Below are 13,361 nucleotides of genomic sequence, written 5' to 3'. Positions count from 1 at the left end.
CCATGGGAAGCATCCAGCTGCTTTTCAGCACCACTCACTACCCATTCAGCGGGCTGATCCGCGCCGCCACCTGGTCACGCTGGAGCCATGTTGCCCTGGTTGCCGGGCACCATGTGATAGAGGCCGTTGCTTTGGAGGGCGTGCGTCAGGTCTCCAAGGCCTACGCCATTGAGCGTGCCTCGGCGTACAGCCTGGTTGACCTGCCAGCCCGTAACCCGCTGGCCATCATCGACGCAGCGCGCAGCCAGGTCGGCAAACCCTACGACTGGACGGCCATTGCCGGCCTCGGCCTGCACCGTGATTGGCAGGAAGAAGATTCGTGGTTCTGCTCGGAGTTGCTGGCCTGGGCGGCCGATCAGGCGGGCGAGCCATGGTTCCGCCCGGAGGCGCTGCGCCGCATCACCCCTCAGCACATCTGGATGCTGTCACCCGAGCGAGGGCTCTGCCTAATAGAAGGATAAGAGAGGGCTGTCAGCCTGGGTGCGGTAACACCCAAGCTGACCGCCAACCTGCAGATCAGGCCTGCAAGCCAGCCAAGGCCCCCTGCTCACGCGTGAGCGGCGGGGAGCCTACCAGAAGCGCAAAAGGTTTGCAGATGATGAAAGATATCCGTTGTGGCCAGTGTGGCCGCAAGCTGGCAACTGCCAGTGGCTTCACCGAGTTACAGATCAAGTGCCCGCGTTGCCGGACACTCAATCACCTGAAGGCCGAGAGCCTCCTGTTACCGCCATCGAGCGCAACCAGCCATCAGGAGGCACCATGTCCGCACAACCGATCATCCCCTGGATAGGTGGCAAGCGCCGCCTTGCAGACCGGATATTCCCCTTGTTCCCTCAGCACAGCTGCTACGTCGAACCGTTTGCGGGCGGTGCAGCGCTGTTCTTCCTCCGTCCGGTACCGGCCGAGGTCGAAGTGCTCAACGACGTAAACGGCGACCTGATCAACCTCTACCGGGTGGTGCAGAACCACCTGGAAGAGTTCGTCAGGCAGTTCAAGTGGGCGCTCGGCAGCCGCCAGGTGTTCAAGTGGTTGCAGATGACCAGGGTCGAAACCCTCACCGACATCCAGCGCGCCGCACGCTTCTATTACCTGCAGCAGTCTGCCTTCGGTGGCCGCGTCGATGGCCAGAGCTACGGCACAGCCACTACCCAGCCACCTGGGCTTAACCTGCTGCGGATCGAGGAGGCGCTGTCAGCAGCTCACCTGCGGCTCAGCAACACCTACATCGAGCACCTGAGTTGGCAGGAGGTAATGAAGAAGTACGACCGCGAGCACACGCTGTTCTACTGTGACCCGCCGTACTGGGAGACCGAAGGCTATGGCGTGCCGTTCGAGTTCGAGCAGTACCTGGAGATGGCCAGGCTGCTGAAGGTGATCAAGGGCAAGGCGATCATCAGCCTCAACGACCACCCAGCCATCCGCGAATGCTTCGCCGACTTCCACATCGAGACGACCGACATCAAGTACACGGTGGGTGGTGGCAAGGGGAGTGATGCGAAGGAGGTGCTGATCTTCAGCTGGGACATCCAGGCCGAACCGGCTGGGCTTTTCTGATATTTCTTTGCACACTATGCAAAAGGGGCCGAAGTGATTTATCTCACCTCAGCCCCTCAATTTTTCGCGCGCGGCTTCATCACTGCGTTAAAAACAGGCTCAAAATGCTCATTTACAGCTCGTAAACTCCGCTTTCTCGCCTGTTTTTGCCTTGCGCTGGCTGCCTCGCCAACGTTTTTTCAACGGCCTGTTACAGACTACGCAGCGCTTCGACTACCGCATCACCCATTGCCGCAGTGCCGACCTTGGTCGTACCCGCGCTGTAGATGTCACCGGTACGCAGGCCCTGATCCAGCACCTTGCTCACGGCCAGTTCAATGGCATCGGCTGCTGCCGCCTGATTGAAGCTGTAACGCAGCATCATCGATACCGAGAGGATGGTCGCCAAAGGGTTGGCAATGCCCTGCCCGGCAATATCCGGCGCGCTGCCGTGACACGGCTCGTACATGCCTTTGTTGTTGGCATCCAGGGATGCAGACGGCAGCATGCCGATGGAACCAGTGAGCATCGAAGCTTCATCCGAGAGGATGTCGCCAAACATGTTGTCGGTCACCATCACATCGAACTGCTTCGGTGCACGCACCAGCTGCATGGCAGCGTTGTCGACGTACATGTGGCTCAGTTCAACGTCCGGATAGTCCTTGGCCACTTCCTCGACCACGGCGCGCCACAGCTGGCTGGACGCCAGCACGTTGGCCTTGTCCACCGAGCAGAGCTTCTTGCCACGCACGCGCGCCATGTCGAAGCCGACGCGGGCGATACGGCGGATTTCGCTCTCGCTGTACGGCAGGGTGTCGTAGGCCATGCGTTCGCCGTTTTCCAGCACCTTGCTCTCGCGCGGTTGGCCGAAATAGATGCCGCCAGTCAGCTCACGCACGATGAGGATGTCCAGGCCGGCAACGATTTCGCGCTTGAGGCTCGAGGCATCAGCCAGTTGCGAGTAGAGAATCGCCGGACGCAAGTTGCCAAACAGCCCCAGCTGCGAGCGGATTTTCAGCAGGCCACGCTCCGGGCGAATTGCCGGGTCGATGGTGTCCCATTTCGGGCCGCCCACCGCGCCGAGCAGAATGGCATCGGCAGCTTTGGCGCGCGCCAGGGTTTCGTCAGCCAGCGGCACGCCGTAACGGTCGATGGCCGCACCACCGAGGTCATCGAAACTCAGTTCGAAACCCAGGTTGTACTTATCGTTGGCCAGTTCCAGCACCTTGACCGCTTCGGCCATGATTTCCGGACCGATACCGTCGCCGGGGAGAATCAGAATCTGTTTGGACATGCTTTTCTCAACTCATTAATCGGCGAGTGACGGATGCACTCGCCCGCTGATTACTTGATGGCGCCGAACAGCCAGGGGCTGCGCTGCTGGTAAGTGTTCTCGAAGGCCTTGATCGCCTCACTGTCCTGCAGGGTCAGTCCGATGTCGTCCAGGCCATTGAGCAGGCAATGCTTGCGGAAGGCATCGACCTCGAAGCTGTACTGCACGCCATCCGGACGGATCACGGTTTGCGCGGCCAGGTCGACAGTCAGCTGGTAGCCGACAGTGGCTTCCGCCTGCTGAAACAGCGCATCGACCTCATCTTCTTTGAGGATGATCGGCAGCAGACCGTTCTTGAAGCTGTTGTTGAAGAAGATATCGGCAAAGCTCGGCGCAATAATGGTGCGAAAGCCGTACTCTTCCAGCGCCCAAGGCGCGTGTTCGCGGCTCGAACCACAGCCGAAATTCTCCCGCGCCAGCAGCACGCTGGCGCCCTGGTAGCGCGGGAAATTCAGCACGAATTCCTGGTTAACCGGGCGCTTGGAGTTGTCCTGATTGGGCTGACCAACATCGTGGTAGCGCCACTCATCGAACAGGTTAGGGCCGAAGCCAGTGCGCTTGATCGACTTCAAGAACTGCTTGGGGATGATCTGGTCGGTGTCGACGTTGGCGCGATCAAGCGGTGCAACCAGGCCGGTGTGTTGGGTAAAGGCTTTCATCGTCAGCTCCTTAGGCCTGGATCAATTCGCGTACATCGATAAAGCGACCGGTCACCGCCGCAGCAGCAGCCATCGCCGGGCTGACCAGGTGAGTGCGCCCACCGGCGCCCTGACGGCCTTCGAAGTTGCGGTTGGAGGTGGACGCGCAATGCTCGCCACTGCCAAGTTTGTCCGGGTTCATCGCCAGGCACATGGAGCAGCCTGGCTCGCGCCATTCAAAACCGGCTTCGATAAAGATGTGGTGCAAACCTTCCTGTTCCGCCTGGGCTTTGACCAGACCGGAACCCGGCACCACCATTGCCTGCTTGATGGTGCTGGCAACCTTGCGGCCCTTGGCGACCTCAGCAGCAGCGCGCAGGTCTTCAATGCGCGAGTTGGTGCAGGAGCCAATAAACACGCGGTCCAGCTGGATATCGGTGATTGCCTGATTGGCCTGCAACCCCATGTATTTCAGGGCACGGGTGATCGAATCCTTCTTCACCGGATCACTTTCTGCAGCCGGGTCCGGCACATTCTGATCCACGGCCAGAACCATTTCAGGGGACGTGCCCCAGCTGACTTGCGGCTTGATGTCTTCGGCGCGTAGCTCAACCACAGTGTCGAAATGCGCGTCGGCGTCGGACACCAGGTCCTGCCACTGCGCCACAGCGGCGGTCCAATCGGCGCCTTTCGGGGCAAACGGACGGCCTTCTACATAGGCGATGGTTTTCTCATCTACCGCCACCAGGCCTACGCGGGCACCGGCTTCGATGGACATGTTGCAGATGGTCATGCGCCCTTCCAGCGACAGGTCGCGAATTGCGCTGCCAGCGAACTCCAACGCATGGCCATTACCGCCGGCGGTACCGATCTTGCCGATCACCGCGAGCACGATATCTTTGGCAGTCACGCCGAACGGCAGCTTGCCCTCGACGCGCACCTGCATGTTCTTCATCTTCTTGGCTACCAGGCACTGGGTGGCGAGCACATGCTCGACCTCGGAGGTGCCGATGCCGTGAGCCAGCGCGCCGAAAGCGCCATGGGTGGAGGTGTGTGAGTCGCCGCAGACCACGGTCATGCCCGGCAAGGTCGCGCCCTGCTCCGGACCCACCACGTGAACGATGCCCTGACGGATGTCGTTCATCTTGAATTCGAGGATGCCGAAGTCATCGCAGTTCTCATCCAGGGTTTGGACCTGAATCCGCGACACTTCATCAGCGATGGCTTCCAGACCACCCTGACGCTCGGCCTTGGTGGTCGGCACGTTATGGTCCGGAGTGGCGATGTTGGCGTCGATGCGCCACGGTTTGCGCCCGGCCAGACGCAAGCCCTCAAAGGCCTGCGGCGAGGTCACTTCGTGGAGGATATGCCGGTCGATGTAGATCAGCGACGAGCCATCGTCGCGGCGCTTCACTTCGTGCATTTCCCAGAGCTTGTCGTACAGCGTTTTGCCGGCCATCAGCTGTTTCCTCATCAACGTCTTTCGGGCACCTCTAAAAACTACCTGCATTGCCATCGCGGCGTTAAAAACAGGCTCAGAATGCTCATTTACAACACGTAAACTCCGCTTCTTCGCCTGTTTTTGCCTTGCGCTGGCTACCTCGCCTACGTTTTTAGAGGTGCCCTTTTCTATGCCTGGGCAAATAGCCCTTTGGCTTATGGGGCAATCCTATGGGCTTGCATTAAATTACTCAAATTCATATTTTTCATTCAAAGCATTCCTATTCAGAATACAGGTGCGTTTAAGTTGCGCACACTGAACGTCGCCCATCGCCAGGAGCAGCCTATGGATCTCGCCACCCTCAATGCCTTTATTGCTATCGCCGAGTTGGGCAGCTTCTCCGAGGCGGCTGAACGCCTGCACCTGACCCAACCAGCAGTGAGCAAACGCATCGCCAGCCTGGAGCAGCAGCTCAATGTGCGCCTGTTCGACCGCCTGGGCCGCGAGGTCAGCCTGACCGAGGCCGGCCGCGCCCTGCTGCCGCGGGCCTACCAGATACTCAATGTGCTCGATGATACGCGCCGCGCACTGACCAACCTGAATGGTGAGATCAGCGGTCGCCTGACCCTGGCCACCAGTCACCACATTGGCCTGCACCGCCTGCCACCGCTGCTGCGGGCCTTTACCCGGGCGCACCCGCAAGTGGCGCTGGACATCCAGTTTCTCGACTCCGAAGTGGCCTATGAAGAAGTGCTGCATGGCCGCGCTGAGCTGGCGGTAATCACCCTGGCCCCGGAAACCCGCGAGCCAGTGCATGCCGTGACCGTATGGGACGACCCGCTGGATTTCGTCGCCGCTCCCGAGCATCCGCTGGCACGCAGCCAGGTCATCAGCCTGGCCGATGTGGCACATCACCCGGCGGTCTTTCCAGGCGGCAACACCTTCACCCACCATATTGTGCGGCGCCTGTTCGAAGCCCAGGGGCTAACACCGAATATCGCCATGAGCACCAACTATCTGGAGACCATCAAGATGATGGTCTCCATCGGCCTGGCCTGGAGTGTGCTACCGCGCACCATGCTCGACGAACAGGTCGCGCGCCTGCCATTGCCGGGCATCCAGCTGACCCGTCAGCTGGGCTATATCAGCCACACTGAGCGCACCCTTTCCAATGCCGCGCGGGCCTTTATGAACCTGCTGGATGCCCAGCGTGACGGCCTTGCAATGGCCAGCGACTAAGGGCTAACGTGGGCTTATAACGATAAGAAAGGTTTCTGCATGACTCAGCCCCGCTGCTCAGCCACAGGCCAGGAAACCCACGTATACAAAGGAAGAGTTGGTCGTGGCTAAATCCAGTGATCGCCGTCCGCCACTGCCGTTTATCCCGGCACTGGATCCTGCCGAATTCGAAAGCACCTGGAACGATGCCCCGCGTCTATTGCGCGCCCTCAACGGCGCCAAACTCGGCACCTGGTACTGGGATATCGAAAGCGGCCGCGTCATTTGGTCACGCGGTGCCCAGGCACTGTTCGGCCTTGATCCCAAGCAACCGCTGGAAAAGCGCATCGACTATATCGAGCTGATCCCCGAGGAAGACCGCCCCGATGTCCTGCGCCTGTTCGAGCAGCTGCTTGCCGGCAACCCAAGCAACCGCGCTTTTCGCCACCGTATTCACTGGCCGGACGGCAGCCTGCACTGGCTGGAAATCAGCGGCAGTCTGCAGCTGGATGCCGACGGCAAACAGCGTGTTATTGGCGTCATCCGCGACATAACCAGCCAGCAAGCCCGTGAACAGGCGCTGCGCAGCAGCGAGGAAAAGTTCGCCCAGGCCTTCAACTACAGCCCCGACGCCGTGGTCATCACCGAAAAATCCAGCGGCCGCTTTATCGAGATCAATGCGGGCTTCGAGCGACAATTTGGCTGGACCAGCGAACAAACCCTGGGCCGTACCTCGCTGGAAATGGGGATCTGGGCCTGCCTCAAAGATCGCCAACGGATGATGGATGCGATCAAGAGCAACACCCTCAACGGCCTGGAAGTACCGCTCTACCACCGCGATGGCAGCATCCGCAGGAACCTGCTGTTTGGCGGCGAAATACTTCTGGGCGACACACCCTGCCTGGTTCTGTCGCTGTGTGATATCACCCAGCAACGCCAGCAGGAGCAGGCCCTACACGACAGCCAGGAACGCCTGAACCTGGCTCTGGACTCGGCCGACCTCGGTACCTGGGACTGGCACATCCCCAGTAACATGCTGTTTGGCTCGCCCCGCGCTTCAAAGCTGCATGGCCTGGCGGACGAGCCTTTTCATGACGATTTTCGCAAGTTCTTCAGCTTTGTCCCGCTGGAAGACCGCCACGCCATGCGCAAGCACTTCAACAACCTGGCACTGGGCCTGACCGAGGATTATCAGGTCACCTACCGCGCGGTGTACGCCAACAAGGAAGTGCATTACCTGGAAAGCACCGCCAAGCTCTACCGCGACGCCGACGGCAAACCCGAGCGCATGGCCGGCATCCTCATCGACATTAGCGAACGGGTACGCCGCGAACAGAACATGGCCGCCTCCGAAGCCAAATTTGCCAACTTGTTCCAGGCCAGCCCAGACCCCGTTTCCCTGACCACTCTGCCGGAAGGCGTGGCCATGGAAATCAACGCGAGCTTCAGTCAAACCTTCGGCTGGCAACCCGAGGAAATCATCGGCCGGCGGATGACCGAGCTGAAATTCTGGGCAGACCTCGAGGTGCGGGCCGCGCTATACGACAAGCTCGAACGCGACCACAGCCTGCACAACGAAGTGGCGGACTACCTCGACAAACAGGGCCGAGTGATCACCTGCGTGGTTTCCTCCAGGCCCATGCTGCTGAATAACCAACGCTGCATCCTCACCACTTTTCGCGACATCAGTGAACGACAGAAAGCCCAGGCCGAGCTGCAAGCCAGCCAGGAAAAGTTCTCCCTGGCATTCCACTCCAGCCCCGACGCCATCACCATTACCGAACGCGACAGCGGCCGCTATATCGAAGTCAACGAAGGCTTCGGTCGCCTGACCGGCTACAACATTGACGAGGTGATCGGCCGCAGCGCCATGGAGCTCAATGTCTGGGCAGATATGGCTGAGCATGATGCGATGATCCAGCGGCTGCAGCGCGACGGGCATGTCTATCACATGGAAATGCACGGCAAGCACCGCGACGGCACGGTCAAGCTGGTCGAGGTGTCGGTTGAGCCCATCGAGCTTAACAACACGCCCTGCCTGCTGCTCACCGCCCGCGACATCAGCGAGCTCAAGGAAGCCCAGGCCCAGGTGCAGCACTTGGCCTATCACGACTCACTGACCAACCTGCCTAACCGCGCCCTGTTGCTCGACCGCCTGACCCAGCAGATATCCCTGCTCAAACGTCATGAACTGCGCGGTGCTCTACTGTTTATCGACCTCGACCACTTCAAGCACATCAATGATTCGCTCGGCCACCCGGTCGGCGATGCAGTGCTCAAGCTGGTCACCGCACGCCTGGAAGCCAGCGTGCGCCAGGAAGACACCGTGGCACGCCTGGGTGGCGACGAGTTTGTCGTGCTGATTTCCGGCCTGGAAGGCAAACGCTCGAAAGTGGTCCAGCAGGTTCGCGCCCTGGCCGAAAAGCTGCGCCACCTGCTCGCCGAACCGATGCTGCTCGATGGCCATCAACTGCAAGTTACACCGAGCATCGGTATTGCCCTGATTCCCGACCATGGCGACACCCCTTCGGATTTGCTCAAGCGCGCTGATATCGCCCTCTACCGGGCCAAGGACTCCGGGCGCAACTGCATTCAGCTGTTTCGCAACACCATGCAAAAAGCCGCCAGTGAACGCCTGCGCCTGGAAAACGACCTGCGCCTGGCGCTCGACCGGGGCGAGTTCGAGCTGCACTTTCAACCCCAGGTGGATGCGCGCAACAACCAGATCATTGGTGCCGAAGCCCTGCTGCGCTGGATGCATCCGACACTGGGCGCGCAATCACCGGCGCTGTTTATCCATGTGCTCGAAGAAAGCGGGCTGATTCTCGAAGTCGGCGGCTGGGTGCTCACCGAAGCCTGCCACGCCTGCGCCCAACTGCTTGAGCAGGGCATGATCAACGCCACGCAATTCAGCCTGTGTGTGAATATCAGCCCACGACAGTTCCGCCAGAATGATTTTGTCGAGCTGGTGGAAAGCAGCCTGACCAGCAGCCACCTGCCGCCGCACATGCTCAAGCTGGAAATCACCGAAGGCATTGTGATCCAGAACATCGACGACACCATCGCCAAGATGAATCGCCTAAAGCGCCACGGCGTAACCTTCGCCATGGACGACTTCGGCACCGGCTACAGTTCGCTGACCTACCTCAAACGCCTGCCGGTGGATGTACTGAAGATCGACCAGTCCTTCGTCCGCGATGCCACCCTGGACGCCAACGATGCGGAAATCATCCGCGCCATCGTCGCCATGGCGCGCAGCCTGGGTCTGGCCATGATTGCCGAAGGCGTAGAACAGATCGACCAGCTGGAGTTCCTCCAGCAACAGGGCTGCCACCACTACCAGGGCTACCTGTTCAGCCGGCCGGTGCCACTGCAGCAGTTCCGCCAGTTGCTACATGACAACCGCATACCGGCGCCCCTGTAAAACAACAAGGGCACCCGCAGGTGCCCTTGTTGTTAACTGCGAGACTGCTTAGCTCTGCAGCACAGTGCGGCCAGCACCAATTGGAATGCGCTTGGCCTTGGCCTCTTCCGGCACGATGCGCACCAGATCGATATTCAGCAGGCCGTTGACCAGGCTGGCGGCCTTGACCTCGATATGGTCGGCCAGGCGGAACGACAGCTTGAACGCGCGCTGAGCGATGCCCTGGTACAGGTAAGTGACGTCCTCGGCGCTGGTATCGCGCTTGCCACCGGTCACGGTCAGCACGCCGCGCTCAACCTGCAGCTCCAGATCGTCTTCCTGGAAGCCCGCCGCTGCGACCACGATGCGGTATTGATCGTCGGCATACTTCTCGACGTTATAGGGTGGATAGCTGCTACCCGCCTCGTTGCGCATGGCCGACTCGAACAGATCATTGAAACGGTCGAAGCCAACGGACTGACGGAACAGCGGGGTCATGGAAAATGCGGTGCTCATGATTTAAATCTCCTGAAATTCAGCGAGTGGTTAACCGCGGAACCCGACTTCGGCATCCCGCATAAATAAAAATGTGGCTGCTCGGGTAGATTTCAAGCCTCTGCAAAATTTTCTTACAGGGAGACGACGTCGATGGAAAAGGTCATGCTGATCAGCGGCGCCAGCCGTGGTATTGGCGCTGCCACCGCCAGGCGGGCGGCTGCTCAGGGCTACGCGCTATGCCTGAACTACCACCGACAACAGGCCGCGGCGGAAACGCTGGTGAACGAGATCATCCAGGCGGGCGGCCAGGCCATTGCCGTGCAGGCGGATGTTGCGGACGAAGACCAGGTGATGCAGCTGTTCACCCGACTCGATCAACACTTTGGCCGCCTCGATGTATTGGTCAACAATGCCGGCATCCTGGAAACCCAGATGCCTTTGCAGCAGATGGATCTGGCGCGCTGGCAGCGGGTATTCGCCACCAATGTGTTCGGCAGTTCCTGTGCAGCCGCGAAGCGATCAAGCGCATGTCGACGCGCCAGGGCGGCGCTGGCGGCGCTATCGTCAATCTCTCTTCGGTGGCCGCACGGCTCGGTGCACCTGGGGAATACATCGACTACGCCGCAGCCAAAGGCGCGATCGACAGCATGACTCTGGGCCTGGCCAAGGAAGTGGCGGCCGATGGCATTCGCGTCAACGCCGTGCGCCCAGGGGTGATCGAAACCGAAATTCACGCCAGCGGTGGTGAGCCGGATCGCGTCGCACGGGTCAGCCAGAGTGTGCCCATGGGCCGCGGCGGCCTGGCCAGCGAAGTGGCCGAAGCGATTCTCTGGCTGGCCAGCGAACAGGCGTCCTATACCAGCGGTGCGCTGCTGGATGTGAGCGGTGGACGCTAGCCGGGCAATCACATGCCCCCGGACTGCCCGCAAAACTCGCCGCTGAAGCGCCTCCCACAGGAAAAATCCGTGGTTTAGCCAGTAGATGTCTCTTGCCTCTATACAGCGAGAGTGGCCGTGGGAGGGGCTTTAACCGCGACAAGTGAGTCGCCTGCGGAGATTGCCATACTGCGGCTAGGCGCTCGCCTGCTCGGCATGCTCAGGCTCGATAGAGTCGATACCGAGCAAGCCATCAATTCGCTGGCAGTCGCTTTCACGGCGCAGCAGGTTGAACAGCTCGGTGGCTTCGGGATAGCTGCGGGTCAGCATGGCCAACCATTGCTTGAGCCGACCCGGCGCGTAGCGTGGCGACATCTTGCGCCGTGCCTGTAGCCAGAAATCCGCCAGTAGCGGCTGCAGCTCCGCCCAACTCATGGCCACCACCTCCTGCCCGGCCCTGGCCGCCGCAATCTGCCGGGCCAGATCCGGACGCGCCACCAGGCCACGGCCGAGCATGATGTCCTCCACCCCGCTGACCTCTCGGCAACGCCGCCAGTCATCCAGGGTCCAGATCTCACCATTGGCAAACACCGGCACTTTCACTACATCCTGCACCCGCGCCACCCACTCCCAATGCGCCGGCGGCTTGTAGCCTTCCACCTTGGTTCGCGCGTGCACCACGATCTGCGCCGCACCGCCCTCGGCCAGCGCCTCGGCGCACTCCAGGGCGTAATCCTTGTGATCGAAACCCAAGTGCATTTTCGCCGTCACCGGAATCGCGGCCGGCACAGCACGGCGCACTTCGCGGACGATGGAGTGAAGTAACTCGGGTTCCTTGAGCAATACCGCGCCGCCACGGGATTTGTTCACCGCCTTGGCCGGGCAGCCGAAGTTGAGGTCAATCACCGGTGCACCGAGGGTGCAGGCAAAGGCGGCGTTATCCGCCAGGCAAGCGGGATCGGAGCCGAGGAACTGCACGCGCAGCGGCGTGCCGGCGGCCGTTTGCGCGCCACTGAACAACTCAGGCGCGAGCTTCTCGTAACTGTTGACGGGCAATACTCGCTCGGTGACCCGGATAAATTCCGTCACGCACCAATCGATGCCGCCCACCTGAGTGAGCACATCGCGAAGGATTTCGTCGACCAACCCCTCCATCGGGGCCAGGGCGATTTGCATAGGCAGTCTCTTGAAAATGCGGTGCTGCGCTTCGGCTAAAAGTCGCAGGTAGAAAAACGCCGCGTAGTGTACGCGGCGTGATGGTGAAACGCTCAGGCATTAGCCCAACGGCGCGTCACAGCTCCATCGGGAAAGGTGGCTGCAAGGCGGCACCATAACCCTCAACAAACTCGGCTGGCATACGCTTGGGCTTGCCGCTGGACAGCTCGATACAGACGAAGGTGGTTTTCGCACGTAGTAGGGTCACGCCGTCTTCCGGGCGAATCAGCTGAAAGCGACGGTCCATCTTCAGGCGCTGGCCGGACTCGACGATCCAGGTGGCCATCTGCAGCTGCTGATTTTCATAGGCGCTGGCCAGGTAATCGATCTCATGGCGCAGCACGGCCATGGCGCGATCGAGGCGGCGGTACTCAGCCAGGTCCAACCCGAGAAACTGCGAATGGCGCCAGGCGCAACGCTCCAGCCAGCTGACATACACCGCGTTGTTGGCATGGCCGAGGCCGTCGATGTCCTCGGCCGTCACCTGAATATCGATGACAAATGGATTGCTCAGCTCCCAACTCATGCCGGCTGCTCCAGGCTACCGGCCAGGGCGCGCGCCTCGGCGGCCAGCTGGGTGATCTGATCCCAGGCGCGGGCACGCACCAGGCTGCTCGGCGCGATCCAGGTGCCGCCCACGCAGGCCACATTGGGCAGGCGCAAAAAGCTCAGCAGGTTATCCGGGGTCACCCCACCGGTTGGGCAGAAACGAATGCCGGTGAACGGCCCCTTGAAGCTCTTGAGCATCTTGATGCTGGTCGCACCATTGGCCGGAAACAGTTTCAGTGAGCGATAGCCATACTCCAGCGCCAGCAGCACTTCCGAGGGTGTCATCACCCCCGGCAAATACGGCAGGCCAGAGTCTTCCGCCGCCGCCGCCAGGCGTTCAGTGCAGCCTGGGCTGACGGCGAATTGCGCCCCGGCGTCGCGGGCTTCGCTGAACTGTTCGGCATGAATCAGGGTGCCGGCGCCCACCAACAGGTCCGGCAACTCCTTGCGCATCGCCGCCAGCGCATCCAGCGCATCCAGCGCGCCGGGGGTGCGCAGGGTCACTTCCAGCACGCGAATGCCGCCGGCGTGCAGCGCGCGGGCCAGGTCCAGCGCCAGGCTGATATCGTCGATTACCAACACCGGCAATACCGGGCGGGCCTGTTGCAGCACCACATCCATCGTCAGGCTCATGCCTTGCTCCCCGCTCTCAAGATTC

At 60.9% G+C, this 13,361-nt stretch carries 12 protein-coding genes and 1 pseudogene; 6 read left to right on the top strand and 7 right to left on the bottom strand.

Annotated elements, in window-relative coordinates; genetic code table 11:
* Positions 1–2: 2 nt before the first annotated feature.
* The 3 genes from BLW24_RS16530 (at position 3) to BLW24_RS16520 (ending at position 1,554) form a co-directional block, all read left to right on the top strand.
* Positions 3–461, top strand: coding sequence for a YiiX/YebB-like N1pC/P60 family cysteine hydrolase (locus BLW24_RS16530; RefSeq protein ID WP_090384163.1), 459 nt, complete (start codon positions 3–5; stop codon positions 459–461).
* 134 nt (positions 462–595) lie between these two features.
* Positions 596–790 (top strand): Com family DNA-binding transcriptional regulator, encoded by a 195-nt coding sequence (locus BLW24_RS16525; RefSeq protein ID WP_090384170.1) that lies wholly within the window; start codon positions 596–598, stop codon positions 788–790.
* Positions 760–1,554, top strand: a complete 795-nt coding sequence (locus tag BLW24_RS16520) for a DNA adenine methylase (protein WP_090384174.1) — start codon at positions 760–762, stop codon at positions 1,552–1,554. Before BLW24_RS16525 ends, BLW24_RS16520 begins: the two co-directional genes overlap by 31 nt.
* Positions 1,555–1,744: 190 nt before the next feature.
* Here the strand turns inward: BLW24_RS16520 and leuB are convergent, their stop codons facing one another.
* Genes leuB through leuC form a run of 3 tightly spaced genes read right to left on the bottom strand, consistent with a single transcriptional unit; the run spans position 1,745 to position 4,963 of the window.
* The gene (gene leuB / locus BLW24_RS16515) at positions 1,745–2,827 is read right to left on the bottom strand and encodes a 3-isopropylmalate dehydrogenase (protein ID WP_090384279.1); all 1,083 of its coding nucleotides are present in this window, start codon (positions 2,825–2,827) and stop codon (positions 1,745–1,747) included.
* A gap of 50 nt (positions 2,828–2,877) precedes the next feature.
* Positions 2,878–3,525 (bottom strand): 3-isopropylmalate dehydratase small subunit, encoded by a 648-nt coding sequence (gene leuD, locus BLW24_RS16510; RefSeq protein WP_090384272.1) that lies wholly within the window; start codon positions 3,523–3,525, stop codon positions 2,878–2,880.
* A gap of 10 nt (positions 3,526–3,535) precedes the next feature.
* Positions 3,536–4,963, bottom strand: coding sequence for a 3-isopropylmalate dehydratase large subunit (gene leuC / locus BLW24_RS16505; RefSeq protein ID WP_090384268.1), 1,428 nt, complete (start codon positions 4,961–4,963; stop codon positions 3,536–3,538).
* A 327-nt stretch (positions 4,964–5,290) separates the two neighbouring features.
* Between leuC and BLW24_RS16500 the strand changes: the two genes are divergently transcribed.
* Positions 5,291–6,184, top strand: a complete 894-nt coding sequence (locus BLW24_RS16500; protein ID WP_090384264.1) for a LysR family transcriptional regulator — start codon at positions 5,291–5,293, stop codon at positions 6,182–6,184.
* Positions 6,185–6,287: 103 nt separating this feature from the next.
* Positions 6,288–9,587 (top strand): bifunctional diguanylate cyclase/phosphodiesterase, encoded by a 3,300-nt coding sequence (locus BLW24_RS16495; RefSeq protein ID WP_090384263.1) that lies wholly within the window; start codon positions 6,288–6,290, stop codon positions 9,585–9,587.
* 48 nt (positions 9,588–9,635) lie between these two features.
* Here BLW24_RS16495 and BLW24_RS16490 read toward each other — a convergent pair whose 3' ends face one another.
* Positions 9,636–10,082: an Hsp20 family protein gene (locus tag BLW24_RS16490; protein ID WP_090384259.1), complete on the bottom strand. Its 447-nt coding sequence runs from the start codon at positions 10,080–10,082 to the stop codon at positions 9,636–9,638.
* A 132-nt stretch (positions 10,083–10,214) separates the two neighbouring features.
* On the opposite strand from BLW24_RS16490, the pseudogene BLW24_RS27220 reads away from it, so the two are divergent.
* Positions 10,215–10,960, top strand: a pseudogene (locus tag BLW24_RS27220) (SDR family oxidoreductase).
* Between the two features lie 174 nt (positions 10,961–11,134).
* Here BLW24_RS27220 and BLW24_RS16480 read toward each other — a convergent pair.
* The 3 genes from BLW24_RS16480 to BLW24_RS16470 form a co-directional block, all read right to left on the bottom strand.
* Entirely contained in the window at positions 11,135–12,115 is a 981-nt protein-coding gene (locus BLW24_RS16480) for a tRNA dihydrouridine synthase (RefSeq protein WP_090384254.1), read from the bottom strand.
* 115 nt (positions 12,116–12,230) lie between these two features.
* On the bottom strand, positions 12,231–12,680 hold the full coding sequence (locus BLW24_RS16475) for an acyl-CoA thioesterase (RefSeq protein WP_090384249.1): 450 nt from the start codon (positions 12,678–12,680) through the stop codon (positions 12,231–12,233).
* Positions 12,677–13,336 carry a bifunctional 4-hydroxy-2-oxoglutarate aldolase/2-dehydro-3-deoxy-phosphogluconate aldolase gene (locus BLW24_RS16470; protein WP_090384242.1) on the bottom strand — a complete coding sequence of 220 codons (660 nt, stop codon included), beginning with the start codon at positions 13,334–13,336 and terminating at the stop codon, positions 12,677–12,679. The genes BLW24_RS16475 and BLW24_RS16470 overlap by 4 nt, the downstream gene beginning before the upstream one ends.
* Positions 13,337–13,361 lie beyond the last annotated feature (25 nt).

Origin of the sequence: Pseudomonas anguilliseptica, assembly GCF_900105355.1 — a bacterium.
Lineage (GTDB): Bacteria > Pseudomonadota > Gammaproteobacteria > Pseudomonadales > Pseudomonadaceae > Aquipseudomonas > Aquipseudomonas anguilliseptica.
Note: the sequence above shows the minus strand (reverse complement) of the source record. Positions and strands in the feature narration are given on the sequence as shown.